This window comes from Mitsuaria chitosanitabida ATCC BAA-476 = NBRC 102408 (assembly GCF_001598255.1).
GTDB classification, from domain to species: Bacteria; Pseudomonadota; Gammaproteobacteria; order Burkholderiales; family Burkholderiaceae_C; genus Roseateles; species Roseateles chitosanitabidus.
The window spans coordinates 32,599-58,038 of record NZ_BCYP01000012.1 but is presented as its reverse complement, the minus strand read 5'-3'; the positions used below and the strand labels follow the sequence as shown (position 1 = coordinate 58,038).

Annotated in this window: 18 protein-coding genes; 9 read left to right on the top strand and 9 right to left on the bottom strand. The window is 72.3% G+C overall.

Annotated elements, in window-relative coordinates; all coding sequences use genetic code 11:
* Nucleotides 1–189: 189 nt before the first annotated feature.
* Entirely contained in the window at nucleotides 190–3,627 is a 3,438-nt protein-coding gene (locus MCHT01_RS08050) for a S41 family peptidase (protein ID WP_218017882.1), read from the bottom strand.
* A gap of 180 nt (nucleotides 3,628–3,807) precedes the next feature.
* Nucleotides 3,808–4,458, bottom strand: a complete 651-nt coding sequence (locus MCHT01_RS08045) for a DedA family protein (protein ID WP_067064448.1) — start codon at nucleotides 4,456–4,458, stop codon at nucleotides 3,808–3,810.
* A gap of 200 nt (nucleotides 4,459–4,658) precedes the next feature.
* On the opposite strand from MCHT01_RS08045, the gene mutL reads away from it, so the two are divergent.
* The 6 genes from mutL (at nucleotide 4,659) to MCHT01_RS08015 (ending at nucleotide 14,642) form a co-directional block, all read left to right on the top strand.
* Nucleotides 4,659–6,698, top strand: coding sequence for a DNA mismatch repair endonuclease MutL (mutL, locus tag MCHT01_RS08040; RefSeq protein ID WP_067064446.1), 2,040 nt, complete (start codon nucleotides 4,659–4,661; stop codon nucleotides 6,696–6,698).
* 104 nt (nucleotides 6,699–6,802) lie between these two features.
* Complete coding sequence (locus tag MCHT01_RS27070; protein ID WP_067064444.1) at nucleotides 6,803–8,533, top strand: pseudouridine synthase; 1,731 nt, start codon at nucleotides 6,803–6,805, stop codon at nucleotides 8,531–8,533.
* 95 nt (nucleotides 8,534–8,628) lie between these two features.
* A complete protein-coding gene (miaA, locus tag MCHT01_RS08030; RefSeq protein WP_067064527.1) occupies nucleotides 8,629–9,570 on the top strand; it encodes a tRNA (adenosine(37)-N6)-dimethylallyltransferase MiaA in 942 nt (313 codons plus the stop codon).
* A 317-nt stretch (nucleotides 9,571–9,887) separates the two neighbouring features.
* Nucleotides 9,888–10,547: an ABC transporter ATP-binding protein gene (locus tag MCHT01_RS08025; RefSeq protein ID WP_067064442.1), complete on the top strand. Its 660-nt coding sequence runs from the start codon at nucleotides 9,888–9,890 to the stop codon at nucleotides 10,545–10,547.
* 34 nt (nucleotides 10,548–10,581) lie between these two features.
* Complete coding sequence (locus MCHT01_RS08020; RefSeq protein WP_067064440.1) at nucleotides 10,582–13,374, top strand: FtsX-like permease family protein; 2,793 nt, start codon at nucleotides 10,582–10,584, stop codon at nucleotides 13,372–13,374.
* The gene (locus tag MCHT01_RS08015) at nucleotides 13,374–14,642 is read left to right on the top strand and encodes a lipocalin-like domain-containing protein (protein WP_067064438.1); all 1,269 of its coding nucleotides are present in this window, start codon (nucleotides 13,374–13,376) and stop codon (nucleotides 14,640–14,642) included. Before MCHT01_RS08020 ends, MCHT01_RS08015 begins: the two co-directional genes overlap by 1 nt.
* On the opposite strand, the gene MCHT01_RS26705 is transcribed toward MCHT01_RS08015, so the two are convergent.
* A complete protein-coding gene (locus MCHT01_RS26705; protein WP_169806106.1) occupies nucleotides 14,618–15,235 on the bottom strand; it encodes a GGDEF domain-containing protein in 618 nt (205 codons plus the stop codon). The genes MCHT01_RS08015 and MCHT01_RS26705 overlap by 25 nt on opposite strands.
* A 395-nt stretch (nucleotides 15,236–15,630) precedes the next feature.
* Here MCHT01_RS26705 and MCHT01_RS08005 point away from each other — a divergent pair, with 395 nt between their 5' ends.
* Nucleotides 15,631–17,700, top strand: a complete 2,070-nt coding sequence (locus tag MCHT01_RS08005; RefSeq protein WP_067064434.1) for a sensor domain-containing diguanylate cyclase — start codon at nucleotides 15,631–15,633, stop codon at nucleotides 17,698–17,700.
* Nucleotides 17,701–17,719: 19 nt separating this feature from the next.
* Complete coding sequence (locus tag MCHT01_RS08000) at nucleotides 17,720–18,295, top strand: GNAT family N-acetyltransferase (protein ID WP_084452162.1); 576 nt, start codon at nucleotides 17,720–17,722, stop codon at nucleotides 18,293–18,295.
* Here the strand turns inward: MCHT01_RS08000 and MCHT01_RS07995 are convergent.
* Entirely contained in the window at nucleotides 18,274–18,876 is a 603-nt protein-coding gene (locus tag MCHT01_RS07995; RefSeq protein ID WP_067064432.1) for a MarC family protein, read from the bottom strand. The genes MCHT01_RS08000 and MCHT01_RS07995 overlap by 22 nt on opposite strands.
* Nucleotides 18,877–19,010: 134 nt before the next feature.
* Here MCHT01_RS07995 and MCHT01_RS07990 point away from each other — a divergent pair, with 134 nt between their 5' ends.
* On the top strand, nucleotides 19,011–19,532 hold the full coding sequence (locus MCHT01_RS07990; RefSeq protein ID WP_084452161.1) for an Lrp/AsnC family transcriptional regulator: 522 nt from the start codon (nucleotides 19,011–19,013) through the stop codon (nucleotides 19,530–19,532).
* 24 nt (nucleotides 19,533–19,556) lie between these two features.
* Here MCHT01_RS07990 and xerD read toward each other — a convergent pair whose 3' ends face one another.
* The 5 genes from xerD to MCHT01_RS07965 all read right to left on the bottom strand — a co-directional run bounded on the left by xerD (nucleotide 19,557) and on the right by MCHT01_RS07965 (nucleotide 25,403).
* Nucleotides 19,557–20,504 (bottom strand): site-specific tyrosine recombinase XerD, encoded by a 948-nt coding sequence (xerD, locus tag MCHT01_RS07985; RefSeq protein ID WP_084452160.1) that lies wholly within the window; start codon nucleotides 20,502–20,504, stop codon nucleotides 19,557–19,559.
* A gap of 23 nt (nucleotides 20,505–20,527) precedes the next feature.
* Nucleotides 20,528–21,028, bottom strand: a complete 501-nt coding sequence (locus MCHT01_RS07980; protein WP_148661445.1) for a hypothetical protein — start codon at nucleotides 21,026–21,028, stop codon at nucleotides 20,528–20,530.
* Between the two features lie 489 nt (nucleotides 21,029–21,517).
* Nucleotides 21,518–23,104: a DegQ family serine endoprotease gene (locus MCHT01_RS07975; RefSeq protein ID WP_067064428.1), complete on the bottom strand. Its 1,587-nt coding sequence runs from the start codon at nucleotides 23,102–23,104 to the stop codon at nucleotides 21,518–21,520.
* 224 nt (nucleotides 23,105–23,328) lie between these two features.
* Nucleotides 23,329–24,747, bottom strand: a complete 1,419-nt coding sequence (locus MCHT01_RS07970) for an ATP-binding protein (protein ID WP_067064426.1) — start codon at nucleotides 24,745–24,747, stop codon at nucleotides 23,329–23,331.
* A complete protein-coding gene (locus MCHT01_RS07965; protein ID WP_067064424.1) occupies nucleotides 24,744–25,403 on the bottom strand; it encodes a response regulator in 660 nt (219 codons plus the stop codon). Before MCHT01_RS07965 ends, MCHT01_RS07970 begins: the two co-directional genes overlap by 4 nt.
* Between the last annotated feature and the right edge of the window lie 37 nt (nucleotides 25,404–25,440).

Below are 25,440 nucleotides of genomic sequence, written 5' to 3'. Positions count from 1 at the left end.
CCATCGACACGGCGCGTCCGACTTGAGGGGGACCAAGCCGGAACGAAGAAGGGGCACTGCCTCACGAGAGTGCCCCTTCGGGGGTAGCTCACCCGCCCCATGGGGGCGGGAGGGGTGGGGCCACGGGTGCCCCGCCCGCTCGGAGGGCGGGGATGGGGTGGGAGCTCACCCCTCCCCGGCGCAGCCGATTCAGCGCCCCAGCTGCGTCGGCATGGCAGGGGCCGTCGTGCGCTGAATCGGCTTCCACGTCTTCAGCCGTTCCAGCACGTTCGCGACCGCGGCTTCCAGCTGCACGTCGCGGCCCGCGTTCACCGCGGTCGGATCGAGGTCCACATCGATGTCCGGGGCGACGCCTTCGTTCTCGATGTGCCACTCGCCTTCCGGCGTGAAGAAGCGGAAGAAGGGCACGACCAGGAAGCCGCCGTCGATCATCGACGGATTCGCCGAGATGCCGATCAGCCCGCCCCAGGTCCGCTTGCCGATCAGCGGGCCCAGGCCCGTGCGCTTGAACGCGTAGGGCATGAAGTCACCCCCCGATCCGGCGTCCTGGTCGATCAGCATCGCCTTCGGGCCGTAGATGGCACCGGCCGGCGTGTCGTAGATCAGGCCGTCGCGGTCCTTCCAGCTGCCCAGGTAGCCCCGGTTCAGCAGCTCGATCACGTAGTTCGCCGCCTGGCCGCCGCCGTTGCGGCGGTCGTCGACGATCAGGCCCGGCTTGTCGACCTGGGCGAAGAACATCCGGTTGAAGTGCTGGAAGCCCGGTCCCGCCGTGTCCGGCATGTAGACGTAGGCGATCTTGCCGCCGCTCAGGCGGTCCACTTCCTGCCGGTTGTGATCGATCCACCACCACTGGCGCAGACGGCCCTCGGTGCCGGTCGGCTCGACCGTCACCTGGCGCGCGCCCTGCCCGTTCGCGTTGGCCGACACCGTCAGCTGCACCTGCTTGCCGACGGTGTTCTCCAGCAGCTGGTACAGGTTGCGCGTGCCGCCCACCGGCTGACCGTTCACCGCCAGCAGGTAGTCCCCCTCCTTCACGCCCAGGCCCGGCGCGTTCAGCGGCGCCTTCAGGTTGGGATCCCAGCGGTCCCCCTTGAAGATCTGCTTGATGCGGTAATGCCCGTTCTCGATCGCGAAGCTGGCGCCCAGCAGGCCCACCGGGACGCGCGGCTCCTGATGCACGTCGCCGCCGCCCAGCCGGTTGTGACCGACCTGCAGCTCGCCGATCATCTCGACCATCAGCTCGTTCAGGTCCTCGCGGCGCTGCACGCCCGCCACCAGCGGCAGGTAGCGCTGATAGACGCCGCTCCAGTCCAGGCCGTGGAGCTTGGGATCGTAGAAGTACTCCTTCTCCATCCACCAGGTCTCGTCGAAGATCTGCTTCCACTCGGCGCGCGGGTCGATGCGCACGCGCAGCCCGGCCAGGTCGATGCTCTTGGTGTCGATCTTCTCGCGGGCGTCGGAGATCTCCAGACGGCCCGTGCCCAGGTTCAGCAGGATCTTCTTGCCGTCGGCGCTCAGGCTGTAGCCCTGCACCTGCGGCTTGACCATCTTGGCCTTCTTCTCCTCGAAGTCGAAGCGGTACAGCTCGCCCTTGTCGGCGTCGCTGCCGTTGGCCTCGATGGAGACACCCGGCTGGCGGCGCTCCAGGTAGAACAGCGCGCCGTCGTCGGCCACGCCCAGCGAGTCGTAGCGCGCCTGCGCCACCGGCAGACCGACGATGCGGTCCTGCAGCCCGGCGAAGTCGATGCGCACCGGCTTGACCTTGGGCTTGGCGTCCTTGCCCTCGTCCTTCTTGCCGGCCTTGACGTCCTTGTCACCGTCCTTGCCGTCCTTGGACTTGTCCGCGTCCTTGGCCTTGTCGGCCTTGTCCTCGTCCTTGTCGTCCTTCCTGTCCTTGGACTCCTCGTCCCCGGCCTTGGGCGCGAGCGGCGACTTGCCGTCCGCGCGCAGCACCGCGGCGTAGAGCCCCGCGCGCACCGAGCGCTCCTGCGTCGACATGTCCAGGCCGACCTGCGCCGGACCGGTGTTGATCGACGCCGCGAAGAACAGCAGGTCGCCCTTGGGCGAGAAGGCCGGCGCGTTGGCGTGGCTCAGGCCGTCGGTGATGGTGTGGCGCTCGCCGGTCTGGAAGTCGATGACCCGGATCTGGCTGAAGAAGTTCTTGCCGTAGACGTTGTAGGCCAGGTAGCGGCCGTCCGGCGAGAAGCCGATGTCCACGCTGCCGCGGCGTTCGCTGGTGTCGATCTTGACCAGCTTGCCCGATTGCGCGCCGCCCAGCGCCAGCTGGAACAGGTTCAGGTGGTTGTCCTGCAGGACCAGGCGGGCGCCGTCGGGCGACCAGTCCATCAGCGTGTAGTAGCCGGTCTCCGGCAGCAGGATCTTGCGGGTGGCCTTGCCGGCCGCCTGGTCGCCGAGCTGGTCGCGGATCACGACCTGGTGGCGCATGCCGGGCTCGTCGGAGAGGAAGGCGACCTGCTGGCCGTCGGGACTCCAGACACCGTCCTTCTCGCGGATGCCCGAGGTGTTGGTCAGGTTGCGCACCACGCCGTCCTTGACCGGCACGGTGAAGATCTCGCCACGGGCGCTGATCACCACGCGCTTGCCGGTGGCGGACAGCGCGGCGTTCTCGATGGTCTTGGCCGCGTCCTTCCACTGCTCGCGGGCCTGGTTGCTGGGCTCGTTCAGCGCGATGTTCAGCACGCGCGGGGCGGCCCCGTCCAGGCCGACTTCCTTCAGCTGACCGCCGGCCTCGTAGACGATGCGACCGTCGCGGCCGTCGGCGCTGCGCACGTCCCAGACGGTTTCCTTCGTCAGCTGACGCAGGGCCTTGGTCTTGGTGTTGAACGCGAAGAGATTGGCCGCGCCGTCGTTGCGATCGGAGATGAAGACCACCTCGTCGCCCATCCAGATCGGGTTCTTGTCGGTGGCGTTGACGTGCGGGATCTGCTCCCAGCTCTTGCCCTTGGGATCGAGGATCCAGATCGGCGGCGTCGTGCCGCCGCGGCTCTGGCGCCAGCCGCTGCTGCCGCTGTAGGCCTGGCCGTAGGGACGGTAGGCCAGGCGCGAGCCGTCGGGCGACCAGACGCCTTCGTAGGCCACGGCCTCCATGACCTTCTGCTCGACGCCGCCGTCGACCGGCACTTCATAAAGCTGGTTGCTGCGCGCGTTCAGCACCTCGCGCGCGGAGGCGAACAGCACGCGCTTGCCGTCGGGGCTCCAGCCGGTGACCTGGTCGGCCATCGGGTGCCAGGTCAGGCGCCGGGGTTGACCGCCGACGGTCGGGATGACGTAGACGTCGGTGTTGCCGTCGTAGCTGGCCGAGAAGGCGATCCAGCGGCCGTCCGGCGAGAAGCGAGGCGCGAACTCGGACGCCGCGTGGCCGGTCAGGCGGCGCGGCTGGCTGCCGTCGCGGTTGGCGACCCACAGGTCGCCGCCGTAGACGAAGGCCAGGCGGTCGGCGGACACCGCCGGCTCGCGCAGCAGCAGGGTCACGGCGCGCGAGAGCGCGGCGGTGGGGGTGGTCGCGGCCTGTTGGGCCAGCGTGGGACCGGCGGCCATCGTGGTGACGACGGCGGCGGTCAGGCTCAGGGCCAGGGGGACGGCCTTGCGCAGGGGACGGAGTGGCATAGGTGCTTGTGTCCGGGTGGAAGCAAGCGGGCCAGCATAGCGGCGCCCCTTCCCCATGACGAAGCTCACCCCGCTCGATTGCGCGCGTCGCGCGTCGGTACTTTCCCTGTCATACCGGCGGATGAGACCGGGCCCGAGCGCCGGGCCGGGGCCGGCTCGGAGCCGGCTTCGCGGACGGGCTCAGGTCGGGACCGCGGGCTTGCGCGCGGCGCGCCAGCCGCCGTACAGCGCGATCAGGCCAGGGATCAGGATCATGGCCCAGATGATCTTGCTCAGATGGGTCTGCACGAAGGGGATGTTGCCGAACAGATAGCCCGCCACCGTCAGGCCCACGACCCAGAGGATGGCGCCGCCGACGTTGTAGGCGGTGAAGCGGCTGCGGGTCATCTCGGCGACGCCGGCCACGAAGGGGGCGAAGGTCCGGATGAAGGGCATGAAGCGCGCCAGCACGATGGTGATGCCGCCATGCTTCTCGTAGAACTGGTGGGCGGCGTCGAAGGCGCGCTTGTTGAAGAAGCGCGACTGCTCCCACTGGAAGACCTTCGGACCGAAGTAGCGGCCGATGGTGTAGTTGCACTGGTCGCCGAGGATGGCGGCCACCAGCAGCACCGTGATGGCCAGCGGCAGGTTCATGACGCCGGCGCCGCACAGGGCGCCCACCACGAAGAGCAGCGAATCGCCCGGCAAGAAGGGCATCACCACCAGACCGGTCTCGACGAAGACGATCAGGAAGAGCAGTCCGTAGACCCACATGCCGTAGGCGGTCACGAACTCGGCCAGATGGGCGTCGACGTGGAGGATGAAATCGATCAGGAAGTGCATGAAATCCATGGGGGCGGATTATGGGGGGCGGTGTTCACCGGCAGATGACCGGCGCGCGACCGCGGATGCCGGGATTTTGTGGATCCATCTGAAAGGAAACTGAAGCAGGACGTTTCAGCCCGTAGCGGGATGCCGGATGGGGGACCGATCCCCCGAAGTAGCGGGGACGGTGGGAGGGTCGCGGGCCACAGCTTCTACAATCGCGCCCCATGGACGACACCCTCGCCCCCGCGGCGCCGCTCGCACCTTCAGCGCCCGGCTCGCTCTCCGACCGTCGCGCGATCCGCGAGCTTCCCGATGAACTGATTTCCCAGATCGCCGCCGGCGAGGTCGTCGAACGCCCGTCCTCCGTCGTCCGCGAACTGGTCGACAACGCGCTGGACGCCGGCGGGACGCAGATCCAGCTCAAGCTGATCGCCGGCGGCATCCGCAGCCTGATCGTCGAGGACGACGGCCACGGCATCCCCGACGGCGAGCTCCCGCTGGCCATCAAGCGCCACGCCACCAGCAAGATCGGCTCGCTGGACGACCTGGAGGCCGTCGCCACCATGGGCTTCCGCGGCGAGGCCCTGGCCGCCGTGTCCTCGGTCGCCGAACTGGCCATCGTCTCCCGCCACACCGGCGCCAGCCACGCCTGGCGCCTGGACGCCCGCAGCGGCGAGCTCAGCCCCGCCGCCCGCGCCCGCGGCACCAGCGTCGAGGTGCGCGAGCTCTTCTTCAACACCCCCGCCCGGCGCAAGTTCCTCAAGAGCGAAGGCACCGAGCTGGCCCACTGCCTGGAGGCCCTGCGCCGCCACGCGCTGGCCCGGCCCGATGTCGGCTTCGCCGTCTGGCACGAGGGCAAGCTGGTCGACCAGTGGCGCGCCGCCCCGCTGCCCCAGCGCATCTCGGAGGTCCTGAACGAGGACTTCATCGCCCAGAGCCGCGAGGTCTTCCACGAGGTCGGCCCGCTGCGCGTGCACGGCCGCGTCGGCCTGCCCGAGGCCGCGCGCAGCCGCGCGGACATGCAGTACGTCTACGTCAACGGCCGCTATGTCCGCGACAAGCTGATCGCCCACGCGATCCGCTCGGCCTTCGACGACGTGCTGCACGGGCATCGCCAGCCCACCTACGTGCTGTTCATCGACGTCCAGCCGGAGCTGGTCGACGTGAACGTCCATCCGACCAAGATCGAGGTCCGCTTCCGCGACGGCCGCGAGATCCACCAGCAGGTGCGCCGCGCCGTGGTGGCCGCGCTGGCGCTGTCGCGCAGCGACGAGTCGTCGCAGGCCGCCGCGCCGGACGCGCCGACCGCCGCGCCCACCGGCAACGGTCGCGAGCGCTGGACCGGCACCCCGGCCTGGGAACGCCCGATGGCCGTGGCCGGCGAGCCCGCCGCCCCGTACCAGCCGCCCGCGCCCTACGACGCCCCCTCGGCGCGATTCGCCGGGCCCGAGGGCTGGCGCGCGCCGATTCCGACCCGCGCACAGACGGCGCTGGCACTGGAGCAGGCCGAGGCGCTCTACGCCAGCGCGCCCCAGGGCGGCCTGCCGACCGCGACCGGCGCCGAATCCGGCATGGACGCGGGCGCCCGATCGGCCTACGGTCCTGGCACCGCATCGCCCTCCGCGCTGGCCGCCTTCGGCACCGCGCCCGCCGGCCCGCTTCCCGCGAGCCAGGCGGGCGAATGGCCGCTGGGCCGCGCGATCGCGCAGATCCAGGGGGTCTACGTGCTGGCCGAGAACGCCCAGGGCCTGGTCATCGTCGACATGCATGCCGCGCACGAGCGCGTCGTCTACGAACGCCTGAAGACCGCGCTGGGCGAGACCCGCATCGAATCGCAGCCGCTGCTGATCCCGGTGACCTTCGCCGCCACGCCGGCCGAGATCGCCACCGCCGAGGCGCAGGCCGAGACCCTGCAGCGCCTGGGTCTGGACATCGCCCCGCTGTCGGCCAAGGTGCTGGCCGTGCGCGAGCGCCCCGCCCTGCTGGCCGGCGGCGACGTCGTCGACCTGGCGCGCGGCGTGCTGGCGGAGCTGGCGCAGTTCGACGCCAGTCACGCGATCGAGCGCGCCCAGCACGAGATCCTGGCGACGATGGCCTGCCACGGCGCGGTGCGGGCCAACCGTCAACTGACGCTCGACGAGATGAACGCGCTGCTGCGCGACATGGAACGCACCGAGCGCGCCGACCAATGCAACCACGGCCGTCCGACCTGGCGCCAGCTCACGCTGCGCGACCTGGACGCGCTGTTCCTGCGCGGGCGCTGAGTCCGGGGACTCCTCGCGCTTTCCCGTCCCCGAACCACCGTCCGCCTCGACCGCCGCACCCGAACGTCACGCGCTCCCCCACTTTCACCTGAAGCAGTACCGACATGGCCACGCTCAAACTCAACAAGAACAAATCAGCCGGCCCGGACGGCAAGCCCGCGGAGAAGTCCCGCCGCCCGCCGCTGCGCGGCCAGGGCGTGAACAAGCCGCGTCCGACCTTGGCCAAGGCGCAAGCCGAGCGCGCCGAGCGCGAGGCCGCGTTCCAGCAGCGCCGCGCCGAGGAAGGCCGCGACCGCCCTTACGGCCAGCGCGACGCGCGCGGCCCGCAGGGTCGCGACGACCGCCGCAGCGGTCCGCCGCGGGGCGATGACCGCGGCCCGCGCCGCGAAGGCGGCGGCTTCGGCGAGCGCCGTGAGGGCGGCTTCCAGGGTCGACGCGAAGGCGGCTTCGGTGGCGAACGCCGCGAAGGGGGTTTCGGCGGCGAGCGCCGCGAGGGTGGCTTTGGCGGCGAGCGCCGCGAAGGGCGCTACGGTGACCAGCGTCGCGAAGGCAGCTTCGGCGAACGTCGTGAAGGCGGCTTCGGTGAACGCCGCGAAGGCCACGGCCCGCGTCGCGAAGGCGGTGGCTTCGGCGATCGGCCGGACCGCGGTCCGCGCGATCCCCAGCGCGGCGGCTACGGCCGCCCCGATCGCGAAGGTGGCGAGCGTCGCCCCTTCGGCGACCGACCGCGCTTCGAGGACCGTCCTCGCTTCGAGGGCGACCGTCCGCGCCGCGACGACCGCTACGGCAGCGGTCCCCAGGGCCAACGTGACGAGCGTCCTCGTGGCGACCGCCCGCAAGGCGATCGCCCGCGGCACGAAGGCGGCCGCTACGGCAACGAGGGCCCGCGTCGCGACGAGGGCTCCCGTCATGGCGGCCCGACCGGCGGCTCGCGCTACGGCGAGGACCGCCCGCGCCGCGGCCCGGACGAGGTCCATGCCCGCGCCGAACGCCAGGAATACGCCGAACGCACCGACCGGCCGCGTCGCCCCGAGGGCCCGCCGCAACGCGCGCCCGAGCGCCAGGCCGATGCCGATGCCGGCGAGCGCCTGTCCAAGCGCATGAGCGAGCTGGGCCTGGCCTCGCGTCGCGAAGCCGACGAGTGGATCGAGGCCGGCTGGGTCACCGTCGACGGCGAGCCCGCGACGCTGGGTCAGCGCGTCGGTCCCGACGCCAGGATCGAGGTCGATCCCGCCGCCCGTGAACAGCAGGCGCAGCGCGTCACCATCCTGCTGCACAAGCCGATCGGCTACGTCTCCGGCCAGGCCGAGGACGGCTACGAGCCGGCGTCGGTGCTGATCAAGGCCGACACGCACTGGGGCGAGGATCCGTCCAAGATCCAGTGGGCGCCCGGCCACGGCCGCAGCCTGGCCCCGGCCGGCCGCCTGGACATCGACTCCACCGGCCTGCTGGTCCTGACGCAGGACGGCCGCATCGCGCGCCACCTGATCGGCGAGGACTCCGACGTCGAGAAGGAGTACCTGGTCCGCGTCGCCGTCGAGAACGGCGATCCGGAACGGCATCCGCAGCATCAACTCGATCCCCGCGCGATCGCGCTGCTGAACCACGGCCTGGCGCTGGACGGCGTCGAGCTCAAGCCCGCCAAGGTGAGCTGGGCCAACGAGGACCAGCTGCGCTTCGTCCTGCGCGAGGGCCGCAAGCGCCAGATCCGCCGCATGTGCGAGCTGGTCGGCCTGAAGGTGCTGGCGCTCAAGCGCGTGCGCATCGGCCGCATCCCGCTGGGCCAGCTGCCGCAGGGCCAGTGGCGCTATCTGGCGCCCTGGGAGCGCTTCTGATCGGCGCGCCGGACGGCGCCCCGTCGCGGGACGACACGACGGCCACCCGGCCTGACGCGGCCGCGGTCCACGCGGCCGATGCGCCCCCGCGGGTCCTGACCGGCCCGCTCGCGCCGCTGTGCATCGCCGGCCCGACCGGCTGCGGCAAGACCGCGGCCGCGCTGGCGATCGCGCGCGCGCAGCGGGTGGAGATCATCAGCGTCGACTCCGCGCTGGTGTATCGGGGCATGGACATCGGCACGGCCAAGCCCACGCGCGAGGAGCTCGCCGAGGTCCCGCATCACCTGATCGACCTCCTCGAGCCGACCGACAGCTACTCGGCCGCGCAGTTCGTCCGCGACACGCTGAAGCTCGTGCCCGAGATCCAGGCGCGCGGCGCGCGGCCGCTGCTCGTCGGCGGCACGATGCTCTACTTCAAGGCGCTGTTCGACGGACTCTCCGAGCTGCCGCAGGCCGACCCGGCGCTGCGCGCGCAGCTCGATGCCGACGCCGCCCGCGAGGGCTGGCCCGCGATGCATGCGCGCCTGGCGCAGCTCGATCCGGAGACGGCGGCCCGGCTCGCCCCGCTCGATTCGCAACGCATCCAGCGCGCGCTGGAGGTCTGCCTGCTGAGCGGCGAGCCGATGTCGGCGCTCTACCGCCGGCAGCGCAGCCAGGGCGTGGACTGGCCCTTGATCTCGCTGGAGCCCTCGGACGCGGCGCGCGCCTGGCTGCATCAGCGGCTGGCACAGCGCTTCGCGGCAATGCTCGCGCAAGGCTTCGTCGACGAAGTGCGCCGGCTGCGCGCCCGCGGCGATCTGCACCTGGGCCTTCCTTCGATGCGCTGCGTCGGCTACCGCCAGGCCTGGGAGCTGCTCGACGCGAACGAGGCCGCGCCCGACCTCGCCGCGCTGCAGGAACTGGGCACCGCCGCGACGCGCCAGCTCGCCAAGCGTCAGATCACCTGGCTGCGCAGCATGCCCGCGCGACATGTCGTGCCCGCCGAGGCGCCGGATGCGCTCGCTCAGGTGATGGCCCGGGTCGGTCCTTCCGCTTGATCGCTCAGGGGCCGCTCGGCCCTGGCGAGGCCGTCCTTTCCGAACGATCCAGCCCGATCGGCCTTGTCTGCCTTGTCTGCCTTGTCTGCCTTGTCGGCCCTCGCGGCGCTTGCGGCGGTCTCGGCCACGCCGACCGCGCCGGCGGATCCGGCTCGAATCGCCAGCCCGCTGTCGGACGCCGTAAAACTTCGTTACAAGTGGGCGCTGGTTGAGCATCCCCCGCACGGCCTCGACGAAGACACGCCGAGACGGCCCCACAATCGCCCGATCGCCTGCCACCCGCGCGCCGCCCCTTGCGCCAGCGCCCTCGCCCGCCGATGGATGTCCCGCTCCTCACCGCTTCCGGCCTGACCAAACGCTACGGCACCCACACGCTGTTCGAGCGGCTCTCGCTGAACCTGCATCGGGGCGAGATGCTGGCCCTGCTGGGCGAGTCGGGCAGCGGCAAGTCCACGCTGCTGAACGGCCTGGCCGCGCTGGAGCCGCTGGACCGGGGTCAGGTCGTGCTGCAGGGGCGCGACATCCTGGCGCTCGACGAGGCCGGCCAGGCCGCGCTGCGACGCGAGCAACTGGGCTTCGTGTTCCAGGCGTTCCACGTGCTGCCCCACCTGAATGTCCAGGACAACATCGCCCTGCCCCTGCTGCTGCAGGGACGGCCCGATCCGAAGCGGGTCGCGCAGATGCTGGAGGCCGTCGGCCTGGGCGCGCAGGCGCGTCACCTGCCGCGTCAGCTCTCCGGCGGTCAGCTGCAGCGCGTGGCGATCGCCCGCGCGCTGGTGCACCGTCCGGTGCTGGTGCTGGCCGACGAGCCCACCGGCAACCTCGATCCCGCCCACGCCGATCAGGTCATGCGCCTGCTGCGCGAGCAGTTGCGCGAGCAACAGGCCGCCTGCCTGCTGGTGACCCACTCCGCCCACGCCGCCGAGATGGCGGACCGCCGCCTGCGCCTCGAGAACGGCCGGCTGATCGAGGTCTGAGGCCGCTTCCGCCATCGCCCCGCCGACCCGCGCCATGAGCTCGTCCGCCTCCCTGCCACCGCCCCTGCCGCCTGCCCCGCCGGCGGCGGAGCGCCGCCCGCCGCTGATCGGCCTGCGCCGCGCCTGGGGGTGGTGGTGGCAGCTGTCCTGGCCCTCGCTGCGCCTGCAATGGGGCCGGCAACTGGCGGCGCTGCTGACGATCGCGCTCGGGCTGGCGCTGGCCGGCGCGGTGCACTGGATCAACGCGTCCGCGCTGGCGCAGTTCGAATCGGCGGCGCGCCAGAGCAGCGCCCAAGCCGATCTCGAGCTGACCGCCGCGCCCGGTGCGGCCTCGATCGGCGACGCGCTCTATGCCGAGCTGGCCGCGCGCGACGACGTCGCCGCGCTCGCGCCACGGCTGGATGCCAGCGTCCGCGTGCAGGGCCGCGACGGCGAATGGCTGCGCGTGCGACTGGTCGGGCTGGACCTCCTGCAGCTCGGCGCCTTCCATCCGCAATGGCTGCCGCGCGCCACCGGCGCCGACGTCCTGCGCGCGCTGCGCGAGCCCGCCGTGCTGGTCAGCGACGCGGCCTGGCTGCGCCTGGCAGCGGCCGGACCGGATGCCGCGGGCGGCCACGCTTCCGGCGCCTCCGCGTCCAGGTCCACGTCCGCCGTCACGTCGACGTCGACTTCTGCATCGCCCTGGGACCATGCCGCGCCGGGCGCCGCCTCGCTGGCATCCGGCCCGGACCCTGCCCCGTCGCCCACCACCACGGCCGCCTCCGCGTCCTCGACGTCGCCCCTCACCGTGCGGCTCGATCTCCCGGGTCTGGCGGGGCCGCTGCCGGTCGTCGGTCGCATCCCCGACCGTGACCAGCCGCTGATCGTGATGGACATCGCCTGGGCGCAGCAGTTGCTGAACCGCCCCGGACAGCTCGACGCGATCCTGCTCCGCATGACCCCGGGTCGCGCGGCGCCCGCGGTCTGGCCCGCCGGCGTGCAGGCGCAGAGTCCCGCCGACCAGGCCCGGCAGCAGGCCGACGAGGCCCGCCGCATCACCCGCGCCTATCGCCTCAACCTGGGCGTGCTGTCGCTGATGGCGCTGTTCGTCGGCGCCTTCATGGTCTTCGCGGTGCACAGCCTGTCGGTCGCGCAACGCCTGCCGCAACTCGCGTTGCTGGGCGTGCTCGGCATGAGCGCTCGGCAGCGTCTCGCGCTGCTGGTGTCGGAAGCCCTGTTGCTGGGGCTGGCCGGCGCGGTGCTGGGCCTGGTGCTGGCGCTGGGACTCGCGGAACTGGGACTGCGCGCGCTGGGCGGCGACCTGGGCGCGGGACTCACCGGCCTGCACGGCCATCGGCCCGCGCTGGAGACCTCCACCGCGTCCATCCTCGGCCTGCTGGCGCTCGGCCCTCTGGTCAGCCTCGGCGCCGCGGCGCTGCCGCTGGCACGCCTGCGGCGCCTGCCCGTCGCCCAGGTGCTGAAGGGCCTGGGCAGCGGCGCGCCGGATGGCCGCTGGCACCTGCTCGGCCCCGCCCTGCTGGTGGCCGCCCCCTTCCTCGCCGAGTTCCGCCCGGTGCTGGGCATCTCCTGGGGCGCCTACGCCGCCATGCTGGCGTTGCTGCTGGGCGCGCTGGGCACGGTGCCGCTGGCGCTGCGCGCGCTGACCGGCCTGCTGCGCGGCTGGGCCGCCCGCCGCGCGCTGCCGCTGCTGGCCGTCGAGCGCGCCCGCGACCAGGCCGGCGAAGCCGGCCGCCTGATCGCCGGCGTGCTGGTCGCGCTCGCGCTCGCCGTCGCCATGCTGGTGATGGTGGCGAGCTTCCGCCTGTCGCTCGACCAGTGGCTGACCGACATGCTGCCGGCCGACCTCTACGTCCGGCAGACCGCGCGCGACAGCACGCAGCAAGGCCAGCCCATGCCGCCGGCCTGGGCCGCGTCGGCGGCGTCGCTGCCCGGCGTGGAGCGCGTCTCCCCGCAGCGCACCCGCAACGTCGGCATCACCGTGCGCGGCATGACCGGCGCGGCGACGCTGCTGGCCCGCCCCCTGGATCACCGGCTGCCGCTGCAGGGCGAGGCCGCGACCCTCTCCGACGGCCTGCCCCCCGTCTTCATCAACGAGGCCATGAGCGACGCGCTGCGCCTGAAGCCGGGCGACCGCTTCATGCTGCGGCTGGACGGCCGCCAGATCCCGGTCGGCGTGAAGGCCGTGTGGCGGGACTACAGCCGCCAATCCGCCGCCGTGCTGATCGAGCGCGATCTCTGGCGCCGCCTCAGCGGCGACGGCGCGATCACCGAACTGGCCCTGTGGCTGCGCCCCGGCACCGATCCCGTCGAGGCGCAGGCCGCGCTGCGCGCGATGACCGGCGCGCCGGACGCGCTCGAGATCGCCTCGGCCGGAGAGCTGCGCCGCTTCTCGCTGGACATCTTCGATCGCAGCTTCGCCATCACCTACTGGCTGCAGGCGGTGGGCCTGGGGCTGGGGCTGTTCGGTGTCGCGGCCAGCCTGTCGGCGCAGCTGCTCGCGCGTCGGCGAGAGTTCGGCCTGCTGCTGCACCTGGGCCTGACGCGCGGCATGCTGCGCCGCCTGGTGATCGCGGAGAGCCTGCTGCAGGCCGTCGCCGGCGCGCTGATGGGCACGGTGGTGGGCCTGGCGATCAGCGCGGTGCTCGTGTTCCGGCTCAATCCGCAGAGCTTCCACTGGAGCATGGACTGGCAGGTGCCGGTGTGGCGCGTGCTGGCGCTGCTCGCCGCGAGCCTGGCCGCCACCGGCATCACCGCCGCCTGGGCCAGCGCCCGCGCGCTGCGGGCCGGTCAGGGCGAGGCGCTGCGCGCCGTGAGGGAGGACTGGTGATGATCGGTCGGCGACCGCTGTTGAAGGGACTGGGCGCCTGGAGCGCCTCGACCGGTCTCGGCGCGCTCGGCGCACCGGTCGGCCTGACCGGCCTGGGCACCGTGGGCGGAGTCGGCGCCGGACTGGCGCTCTCGCCGGGCATGGCGGGCGCGCAGACGCTGTCCGACGCGCCGCTGCGTTTCCCGCGCGACCATGGCGCGCATCCCGAGACCCGCATCGAGTGGTGGTACCTGACCGGGGTGCTGCGCGCGCCGTCCGAGACCGCGGAAGCGACCCGATCGAACGCCGCCACTCCGCTGCCACCGCCCACGCACGGTTTCCAGCTGACCTTCTTCCGGCTGCGCAATGACTTGGCTCGGCCGCTCGATTCGGCCTTCGCGCCGGGCCAGCTGATGCTGGCGCACGCGGCGATCTCCGACCTGGGCCGCCAGCGCCTGCTGCACGACCAGCGCGTGCTGCGGCACGGCTTCGCCAACGCACGGACCGAGCTCGGCGACACGGCGGTGCGGCTCGGCGACTGGCAGCTGCGCCGCTCCGACGCGGGCGAGGGCCGCAGCCGCTACGACCTCGTCATGCACAGCGAGACGGCGGGCTTCGCGCTCTCGCTGTCGCTGCGGGCGCCGCTGCCGCCGCTGCTGCAAGGCCGCGAGGGCTGGTCTCGCAAGGGCCCCGGCCCGGAGCAGGCCAGCCGCTACGTCAGCGAGCCGCAGTTGGCCGGCACCGGTCGACTGGCGCTGCGCGACGGCGGCACCCGCGAGGTGGCCGCGCGCGCCTGGCTGGATCACGAGTGGAGCAACGACCTGCTCGGCCGCGGCGCCGAGGAAAGGACGACGTCCTCCGCGGCCTCGGGTCCCGCCGTGCCCACGGCCCATGCGGGCTGGGACTGGCTCGGCCTGAACCTGGACGACGGCTCGGCGCTGACGCTGTTCCAGGTGCGCGGCGACGACGGGACGGCGGTCTGGACCGGCGGGAGCTGGCGCGGCGCCGACGGCCGGCAGGCCGACTTCGAGCAGCAGTTGCGCTTCGAGCCCCTCGCCCACTGGCGCAGCCCGGTCAGCCTCGCGACCTATCCGGTGCGGTGGCGGGTGCGCACGCCCCGCGGCGTGATCCTCGTCGAGGCCGCCTTCCAGGCGCAGGAGATCGACGCGCGCCGCAGCACCGGCTTCCCGTACTGGGAAGGCGCCGCCCGCGTCAGCGACGAGGCCGGCCGCCCGCTGGGCTGGGGCTACCTGGAGATGACCGGCTACGCCGGCCGCGTCCCGCTGTAGCGATTGCGGCCCGACGGCATCGCCGCATAGGCCCGCACGCAGTTGCAGCCGGCGCCGCGCGCCATCGCCAGCGCCTGGCGCGCCTGCTGCAGGAGCTGATCGGCGCCCTGTTGCGGCTCGCGTTTCCAGTCCTGCCAATGGGCCAGGCCCAGGCTGGCGCTCAGGGGCAAGGACTGACCCTGCCAGCGGTAGTCGAGCGTCGCCACCCGGGCGCGCAGGCGATCGGCGGCGTCGAGCGCCCCCAGCGGATCGGTGCACGGCAGGTAGGCGGCCCAGACGCCGCGCGGCAGCGGCAGCAGCCAGTCCCCACCACGCAGCTGCTGCTGGGCGAGTTGCCCGAGCCGCTCGTCGAGGGCGCGGATGCAGTCCTCGCCGTACTGCTGCTGCAGCCGCACCCAGGGGTCGAGCTCCAGCAGGATCAGCACGCCGTCATGGCCATGCCGCTGCGCGCGCGCGGCCTCGCGCTTGAGGCCGTCCATCAGCTGCGCCTCGTCGACCGCGGCGATGCGCGCCGGCGGGTCGCGCCGCGCCTGCCAACGCCGCCGTACGGCCGCCCACCAGGCCCCGGGGCCCCTGTCCGAGTCTTGAGCCATGCTGCTGCCCGCTTTCACCGGATTTGAGGATTGATTGCAGCACAGGAGCAGGCCACGCGCCGCCCCCTTGAGCGAGGGAGGATAGGCCCGCCACCCCGATCGCGGCGAGCCAGATGTAACGAATCCGGGACGGCGCGCGGGGCGGGACGATCCGGGCTGCGTCGCCGGCCCGGCTGCTCTACAGTCGGCGGCTGTGTTCAGCGCCCGCGGCTCCGGCCGCCCCGCCTGTGACCCCCAGCGCCTCCGCTTCCGGCCCCGACGACGCTGACCCGACGACCGTCGGTGGCACGTCGCCCGCCGCGCGCATCCCGGCCGCCTCCCCGCCCGGGGCTGCCGAGCCCCTCGGCACCGCGGGCTCGCCCGTCTCCGGCCAGTCATCGCGGGACGGCCCCCCGATGGGCGCCGTCGTCGGCGCGCTGCTGGTGCTGAGCCTCGGCCTGGTACTGACGCTCAGCGGCATGCTCTGGAATCGCAACCGCGTCACCGTCGAGGCCCGGCTGCAGCTCGACGCCCAGATGGAGCGCCTGGAGCGCGACATCGTCCAGCGCTTCGTCCAGCCGGTCTACGGCCTCAAGGGCGCGCGCGGCGCGATCGCGTCGCTGCGCGGTCACCTCGACCGGGCGGCGTTCCGCGCCTACGTCCAGTCGCGCGACCTGCCGCGTGAATTCCCGGGCGTGCGCGGCTTCGGCTTCGTCGTGCCCGTGATGCGCGACCGGCTGGCCGCGTTCATCGCCGCCCAGCGCGCCGACGGCGCCCCGCAGTTCTCGGTGCGCAGCCGCGGCGACGCCCCCGACCTGTTCGTCATCGCCCACGTGGAGCCGCTCTCGCAGAACTACCCGGCCTGGGGCTATGACCTGGGCTCGGAGGCCATCCGCCGCGCGGCCATCGAGGCGGCGATCCGCACCGGAGAATCGCAGCTGACCTCGCCGATCGCGCTGGTGCAGGACCGGGCGCGGGGCCCGGGCATGCTGCTGCTGGTTCCCGTGTTTCGCGAAGGCGCCGATCCCATCGATCCCGCCCAACGCAGGCAGGCCCTGCTGGGCCTGCTCTACGCGCCGCTGGTGGCGCAGGAGATCCTGGCGGGGCTCAAGGAAGGCATGGCACGAGCACCGGTGGACTTCCGCCTGATGGTCGAGGACCACACGCGGACCGAGGACCTGCTGCTCGACTCCGCCACCGGCATCCATGCCCTGGACACCAGCCCCGACACCGTGCCGGGCTTCGAGCGCCGGCTGGTCTCGGCCGAGCGCCGCGTGAACATCATCGGCCGCGGCTTCCGCCTGGAGGCCGCCATGTCCACCGCCTACGAGCGCCGCGTGATCGACGCCGCCGGCTGGTGGCCGGGCCTGATCGGCATCGTGCTCACGGTGCTGCTGGCGGTGACGACCTATCTGCTGGCGGCCGGACGGGCCCGCGCCCAGGCGCTGGCCGACGCGATGACCGAAGACCTGCGCCGGCTCACGCTGGACCAGCAGGCCATGCTGGACGCCGACATCCTGGGCATCGCCAAGCTGCGCGACCGCCGCATCGTCTGGCGCAACCGCGCGCTGGAGCGGCTGTTCGGCTACGGCGAGGGGGAGATGCAGCACCTGCCGGTGCGCGATCTCTACGCCGACGAGGCCGCCTTCGTCGCGCTGGGCCAGAACGCCTACCCGCTGCTGGAACGCGGCGGCCACTACCGCAGCCAGCAGCAGATGCGACGCAAGGATGGCGCGCTGGTCTGGATCGACCTGAACGGCGTCGCCCTGCCCAGCGAGCGCGAGGCCGACACCACGCTGTGGATGATGGTCGACATCACCCACAGCAAGGAGTACGAGGCCCGCGTCGAGCGCGCCGCCTTCCACGATGCGCTGACCGGCCTGCCCAATCGCGTGCTGCTGGCCGACCGCCTGCGCCAGGCGATCGCGGCGGCGGCGCGGCAGGAACTCGTCGTGGGCGTGGTCTACCTGGACCTGGACGGCTTCAAGGCGGTCAACGACACGCACGGTCACGACGCCGGCGACGAGGTGCTGCAGGCCGTGGCGCGGCGTCTGCGCGACGGCATCCGGGCGTCCGACACGGCGGCCCGGCTGGGTGGGGACGAGTTCGTCGTGCTGCTGACCCCATTGCCCACCCGGGACGACAGCCGCAACGTCTGCGAGCGGCTGCTGCGCGCGATCCTGGAGCCGGTGCGGCTGAGCACCGGCGCGCTGGTGCAGGTCGGCAGCAGCATCGGCGTGGCGCACTACCCGCTGGACGCGCTCGCGGCGGAGGACCTGATGGGCCGCGCGGACCAAGCGATGTTCGAGTCCAAGCGCGCGGGGCGCTGCCGGATCCGGCTGCTCAACGGCGCCGCGCCGGCGCAGGAGATCGACCTGTCAGCGCTGCGTCGCGGCACCGCCACGCGGGCACCGGACGAGGGCGAGAGCGCAACAGGTGGCGAGGAACCCGGCCCCCCGCGGGGTGACCGGAGTCACGCGGACTGAGCCCCCGTACAGTCGGCCCATGACCATCCTGACCACCGCGCGGCTCCGCCTTGAGCCGATGAGCGACGAGCACCTGCAGGGCTTGTTCGAGATGAACCGCGACGCCGAGGTGATGCGCTACATCACCGGCAAGCCGGACACGATCGCCGACACGCAGGCCATGATCGACCGGGTCCAGGCGCGCTGGGCCGAATGGGGCTACAGCTGGTGGACCTTCATCGAGCGCGAGACCGGCGAGATCGTCGGCGCCGGCTGCGTGCAGCATCTGGGCCGCGACCGCGCCAATCCGCATGAGCTGGGCTGGCGCCTGCGCCGCGACCGCTGGGGCCGCGGCTATGGCTCCGAGGCGGCGATCCGCATGGCGGCCTATGCCTTCGACACGCTGGACGCGCCGCAGCTGGTGGCCTTCTGCGACGCGGACAACCGGGCCTCCTCGCACGTCATGGAGAAGCTGGGCATGCGCTTTCGCGCGACCGAGCGCTGGTACGACTTCGACGGCTCGGTCTACGGGATCACGCGCGACGAATGGCGCCAGGGGCTGGGTGCGCCGGGCGCGGCCGGCGCCCCGGAGCGTCAGAGTCCGCCGATGAAGTAGCGCTTCAGGCCGGACAGGATCATCTCGACCGCGATGGCGGTCAGCACCAGGCCCATCAGCTTTTCCAGCGCCGAGACCACCGAGTCGCCCAGCAGCTTGCGGATGCGGTCGGCCAGGGTCAGCGCGAGGAAGGAGATCACCATCGCGGTGAACAGCGCGCCGATCCACTCGGCGACGCGATCGGGCTGGCGCGAGGCCAGCAGCAGCACCGTGGCCATCGCCGACGGGCCGGCCAGCAGCGGCACCGCCAGCGGGAAGATGAAGGGTTCCTTGCCCGTCTCCATGCCGTAGGCGGACTCGCCCGCATGGCTGAAGATCATCCGGATCGCGATGATGATCAGGATCACGCCGCCCGCCACCTCGAGCGATCGCTCCGACAGGTGCATCAGGCGCAGGAAGCTGTCGCCCAGGAACATGAAGGCCAGCAGCACCGCGAAGGCGATGCCGACCTCGCGCGCGGCCACGCGCAGCCGGCGCTCGCGCGGCACGGATCGCATGATCGGGATGAAGATCGGCAGGCTGCCGAGCGGGTCCAGCACCAGCAGCAGCAGGATGAGGGCGGAGAGAAAGCTGTGATCCATGGGGCGCGATTGTCCGCGATCTTGTCGCGAACGCGCCATTCGCCGCACGTGATCACCGTGTGAAAGCCACGACATGAACGATCCGTTCGTCGTGATCCATAGAATCGCAACAAACGACCAGCATCCTCGCGCCGATGAACGACTCCACCCCCAAGTCCGACCCCGCCGACGGCCGCGCCGCCAAGGCCGCCCCCGGCGCGCTGGACGCGATCGACCGCCGCATCCTGGAGGCGCTGCAGCGCGACGGACGCATGTCCAACGTCGACTTGGCGGCGCAGGTCCACCTGTCGGCGCCGCAGTGCTTCCGGCGCGTGCGGGCGCTGGAGGAGCGCGGCGTGCTGCGCGGCTACCGCGCCGACGTCGCGCCGATGGCGCTGGGGCTGGGGGTCACGGCCTACGTCAGCCTGAACATCACCGCCCAGGCCTTCAGCCGCGTGCGGGAGATCGAATCGCTGATCCGCGACTTCCCGCAGATCCTGGAGTGCCACACCGTGTCGGGCGACTGCGACTACCTGCTCAAGGTGGTCGCGCGCGACCTGCAGGCGCTGTCCAAGTTCCTGACCGACCGGCTCATGCAGCTGGACGGTGTCGCCGACGTGCGCTCGATGATCTGCCTGGAGGAGATCAAGCCGCCGGCGGGACTCCCTGTGGACTGAGGCCGGCGCCGCCGCGCCGGTCGCTCACCCCCGCGGGTGATGCGCGGCGTGCAGGACCTTCAGGCGCTCGCGCGCGACGTGCGTGTAGATCTGCGTGGTCGACAGGTCGGCGTGCCCCAGCAGCAGCTGCACCGCGCGCAGGTCCGCGCCATGGTTCAGCAGATGCGTGGCGAAGGCGTGCCGCAGCGTGTGCGGCGAGATCGGCACCGTGATGCCGGCGATCAGCGCGTACTTCTTGACCAGGCGCCAGAAGCTCTCCCGCGTCATGCCCTTGCCCAGCTTGGTGATGAACAGGTCGTCGGTGCCGCGCGCGGTCAGCAGCAACGGGCGCGACTCGGCCAGGTAGCGCATCAGCCAGACATGGGCCTCCTCGCCGAAGGGGACCATGCGCTCCTTGTCGCCCTTGCCCGTGACGCGCAGCACCGCCTCGCGCAAGCCGACGTGCACGCTCTTGAGCGTCACCAGCTCGGTGACCCGCAGTCCGCTGGCGTACATCAGCTCCAGCATCGCGCGGTCGCGCAAGCCCTGCGGCGTGCCGACGTCGGGGGCGTCGAGCAGCGCCTCCACCTGACCCTGCGACAGTGTCTTGGGCACGCGCATCGGCTTCTTCGCCGCGATCAGCTTGAGCGTGGGATCGCGCTCGACGCGGCGCTCGCGCAGCGCCCAGCGGAAGTAGCGCTTGAACACGGACAGCCGCCGGTTCGCCGAGGTCGCCTTGCCGCCGTCATGGCGTGACGACGCATAGCCCATCAGGTCGAGCTCGGTGGCGTGGTCGAGATCGCGCCCCTCGTGGGCGGCCAGCCAGTCGGCCAGCAGCTGGAGATCACGCCGGTAGGCGAGCTGCGTGTTGCGCGACAGGCCCTCCTCGATCCAGAGCGACTCGACGAAGGTGTCGATCGCGCGCTGGCTGCGCTGGCGCTCCGGCGCGCCTGACGGGAGTGGCGTCGATTCGGACGGGATGGGGGACGACATCCGCGCATGATGCCACCGCCCTTTCAGCCCCCCGGCGGGCGACTGTTGGCGATCGCCCGGAGGGCTAGGCGCAGCGCCTCCTTCACGCAGTTCAGCGACAAGGTGTGCTGCGCGCAGCGCATGAGCGCGGACTCGCCGCCCGCCAGGCCCCGCTCGCCCTTGCTGGCGATCTCTCGCAGTTGGCGACGGATCTGTGCGAGCGCCACATCGAGCACTCCGGCCCGGCCGCGCAAGGCAGTGTCGATGCGCGCGACCTCTTCGGCCTCCAAGCCCTGGAGCACCGCCACGGCGTGCCGGGACATCACGCTGACGACGAAGTGCCGCTCCTTGTCGGAGCTTCTCCGCCGATCGTGCACGTGACGATGGTCGTCACACATCCGTCGGATGAGCGGTAGCAGTCGCTCCGTCAGTTGGTTGTCCACGGTCCGATGCGCCGCCGGGGCGCGCCGCGCCAGCAGGCCGAGCCAGCCGCCCGGGCGCGGGCGCACGGGCGGTTCGGCCATGCGCAGAAGCAGGCTGCGCAAGCTTCTGCGCAGTTGCCGGGCGCGACCGCGGTCGCCCAGCCAGAGAAGGTGGTCTTCGCCCTGCCGGGGGGACGGCAGCGCCTCGCGTACGGGCGCGGGAGTCGTCAGCTCGACGACGGGGCGAGGTGTACGGTCAGGCGGGACCAGGAGGCCGGCGTTTCGCCGTGCCCGCTCGAGCGACCGGCGGAGTGCCGACTGGGCGGCGTGGAGGTCGGCGGAGGCTCGGATGGTCGAGGGGCCGGCCTTCGCCGCGCGAGGGTGGGAGGACATGATCAATCAGGACAGGCTGTGAGCGAGCCGCGTTCGTCCTGTCGCCGACGCCCTCGGTTCCCGTCGCCGATCGGTGCTCCGGACTTTCCCAGAGGCTGGAACCCATCCGGCATGGCGTTTGACGCGAGAAAAAAAGGGCCCGCGCCACCACGCGCGGGCCCACGGAGCAACCGCCACAGGCAGCGGTTGGTTGAGGGACTGGAAAACTCGAGGGACGCGTCAGCCGATGCTGACCGGCACGAAGATCTTGTCGCCGCCGCGCTGCACCAGCAGCGCCACCGACTTGCTCGCGCCCGACACCGCGCCGCGCACCTGATCGACCGACTGCACCGGCGTGCCGTTGATCGCCAGCAGGACGTCGCCGGGGCGCACGCCGGCTCGCGCCGCGGCGCTGCCGTCGGTGACCTCCTGGATCAGCAGGCCGTCGCGGGTGCCGAGCTGGCGGCGCTCCTCCGCCTGCAGCGGACGCAGGGCCAGGCCCAGCTTCCCATGCGCGGAAGCGCCCTGCTCGTCGCCCTTGGCGACCTTGGCCGCCTTGTCGTTGGCGTCGCCCAGCGTGGCCGACAGCGTCTCGCGCTTGCCGGCGCGCCACACCTCGATGGGCACCTTGTCACCGGGCGCCGACTGGTCGACCAGGGCCGGCAGGTCGCCGCTGCCGACGATGCGCTGACCGCCGAAGCTCAGGATCACGTCGCCCGAGCGCAGCCCCGCCTTCGCGGCCGGACCGCCGTCCTCGACGTTGGCGACCAGCGCGCCTTCCGGCTTCTCCAGCTTGAAGGAATCGGCGAAGCCCTGGTTGACCTCCTGCACCATCACGCCCAGCTTGGCGTGCTGCACCTTGCCGCCCTTCTCGATCTGGGCGCGGACCTTGCTGGCCACCTCCACCGGGATCGCGAAGGACAGGCCCTGGTAGCCGCCCGAGGCGCTGTAGATCTGCGAGTTGATCCCGACCACCTCGCCGCGCGCGTTGAACAGCGGGCCGCCGGAATTGCCGGGGTTGATGGCGACGTCGGTCTGCAGGAAGGGCACGCGGCTCTCGTCCGGGCCGAGCGAGCGGCCCTTGGCGCTGATCACGCCGGCGCTGACGCTGTTCTCGAAGCCGAAGGGCGAGCCGATGGCCAGCACCCATTCGCCCACGCGCAGGTCCTTGGTCTGGCCCAGGCGCACCGTGGGGAGGTTCTTGGCGTCGATCTTGAGCACCGCGACGTCGGTCGACTTGTCGCTGCCCAGCACCTTGGCGCGGAACTCGCGGCGGTCGGTCAGCTTGACCACGACCTCCTGCGCGTCCTGCACGACGTGGGCGTTGGTCAGGATGATGCCGTCGGTGCTGACGATGAAGCCCGAGCCCTGGCCTCGGATCTGGCGGCTGCCGCCGCCGTCCTCGCCCCCGGGGCCGCCCGGCATGCCGGGCACGCCGAAGCGGCGGAAGAAGTCGTAGAACGGATCGTCGGGATCGATCTGGGGCGCGCGCGCGGCGCGCGTCTTCACGACGCCGGACACGCTGATGTTGACCACGGCCGGGCCCTGCGTCGCGGCGATCTGCGCGAAGTCGGGCATGCCGGCGGGCGGCGGGGTGTACGAGGCCGGCGACGCGGTGCCGGCCAGCGGGGTGGTCACCGCGGCGACCTGGGTGCCATCACCGCCCGACGTCGAGGACGAGGCGGTCGACTCGGTCCGCGTGTCCGCCGCCGGCGCCAGCTTGGCGTTGCGCATCGCCAGCGCGCCACCACCGGCACCGAGCACGCCGGCCGCGGCCAGCGCCCACACGAGCTTCTTCACCGAGATCATCTTTTCCACTTGAGCCATCTGAGCCTCCTGTGAGGAGAGCCTGCCGGGGCGGGAGCCCGTCGCAGACTCGATGGCTGGAAGTGTGAGGAGCGAGCCTTAGTCCGCTCTTAATCCGGCGCTTAGCGATCCCTTAAGCGGGCCACGGAGAGACCGATTCGCCCCGTGGCCCCGCGTCGCGAGACCCACGACCATCACGTCGACATCACGTCGACATCACGTCGATGTCGCGCTGCCTCGCGCGATCAGACGACGTCGGGCGGCGGCAGTTCCGGCGCGGGCGCGGCGGCGATCGCCGGCGGCGTCGTCGCCGGCTGCGGACGCCGCGACAGCGGCAGCGCCATCTCCACGCGCAAGCCGCCGAGCGCGGTGCTGTGCCCCAGGCGCAGCAGGGCGCCGTGGTCCTGCGCGATGCTGCGCACCAGTGCCAGACCCAGGCCGCTCCCCGGCGCCTGCTGCGCCTGCGACTCGGAGCGGTAGAAGCGGTCGAACACCCGGCCGCGCTCGGCGTCCGGGATGCCGGGGCCGTCGTCCTCGACCACCAGCAGGGCCTGGCCGCCGCTGCGTTCCAGACTCAGGTCGACGCGGCCACGGCCGTACTTGATGCCGTTGTCGACCAGGTTGCGCAGCAGCATGGTGAGCGCCTCCGGATGCCCGTCGACGCGGACCTCGTCGCAGCGCCCCAGCCCCAGGTCGATGCCACGGCCCTGCGCCAGCGTCGCGCAGTCCACCACGACGTCCCGGCACAGCTGGTCCAGCGCGATCACCTGCGCCGGCGCGGGCGTCTTGGCGCTGTCCTGGCGGGCCAGCGCGAGCAATTGCTCGATGAGATGGGAGGCCCGGTCGATGCCCTGCCCCAGGCGCTCCAGCGCCTGGGCGCGCGCCGCCTCGTCGGGGGCGCGGCGCACCGACTGCAGCTGCAGCTTGAGCGCCGCCAGCGGCGAGCGCAGCTCATGCGCCGCGTCGGCGACGAAGTGCTGCTGCGCCTCGAAGGCCTGCCCGACACGCGCGAGCAGCCCGTTCAGTTCGGTCACCAGCGGCTGGACCTCGCTGGGCACGTCGGCCTCGTCGACCGGGGCCAGGTCTTGCGCGACGCGGCGCGAGAGCTGCTGCCGGACCCGCTCCAGCGGCGCCAGCGAATGGCTCACCACCCACCACACGACCAGCGCCAGCATCGGCAGCATCAGCGCGGTGGGGAGCACGGTGCGCCAGGCCAGTTGGCCGGCCATGCGCTGGCGCACGGCGATGTCCTGCGCCACCTGCACGACCTGGAAGCGGCCCTGGACCGCGAAGACCCGATAGCGCTTGCCGCGCAGCGCCACGTTGGAAAAACCCAGCACCGCGCGCTGCGGCAGCCAGTCCGGCCCGGCCGAGCGGTACAGCGGCGTGCCGTCCAGCCCCCAGACCTGCACGATCAGGTCGATGCTCTGCTCCTCGCCCAGCGTCAGCGGCAGGCCCGTGCCCATGCCGGCGCGCAGCGACAGCGCCACCTGCTGCATCTGGTAGTCGAAGATCTCGTCGGTCTCCATGAGCGCGTTGCGATAGGCGCTCATGCCCTGGATCAGCGCGCTGGTCAGCATCGCGCCCAGGAGGAACAGCAGCAGCCGGTAGCGCAGCGAGCGCGGCAGCAGCGTCCAGCGCCGGCTGCCCGGTGCGGCGCTCATTCCTTGGGGACCCGGTAGCCGACGCCGCGCACGTTCTGGATCAGCTCCGCGCCCAGCTTCTTGCGCAGGCCGTGGATGTAGACCTCGACCGCGTTGCTGCTGATCTCGTCCTTCCAGCCGTAGAGCTTCTCCTCCAGCTGCTGGCGCGACAGCACGATGCCGGGGCGCGCGAGCAGCGGCTCCAGCACCGCCCATTCGCGCGCGGACAGCGTCACGGGGTGGCCATGGGCGGTGACCTCGCGGGTGGCGGGATTGATGCTCACGCCCATGTGCTCGTAGACCGGCTCGGAGCGGCCGGCCGCGCGGCGCAGCAGCGCGCGGATGCGGGCCAGGAGCTCGTCGAGCTCGAAGGGCTTGAGCACGTAGTCGTCGGCGCCGGCATCCAGCCCGGCCACCCGCTGGGCGGTGGCGTCGCGGGCGGTGGCGATCAGCACCGGCACCGCCTGCTTGCGGGCGCGCAGCGCCTGCAGCACGCTCATGCCGTCGCGCTTGGGCAGGCCCAGGTCGAGCAGCACCAGGTCGTAGGTCTGGGACTGCAGCGCGGTGTCGGCGATCTCGCCGTCCCGCACCCAGTCCACCGCGTAACCCTCGGCGCGCAGCAGCTCGAGCAGCTGCTCGCCGATCATCAGGTCGTCTTCCACCAGCAGGAGTCGCATAGGGCGCGATTGTGCACGCCCTCGCCCGGTCGAGGGG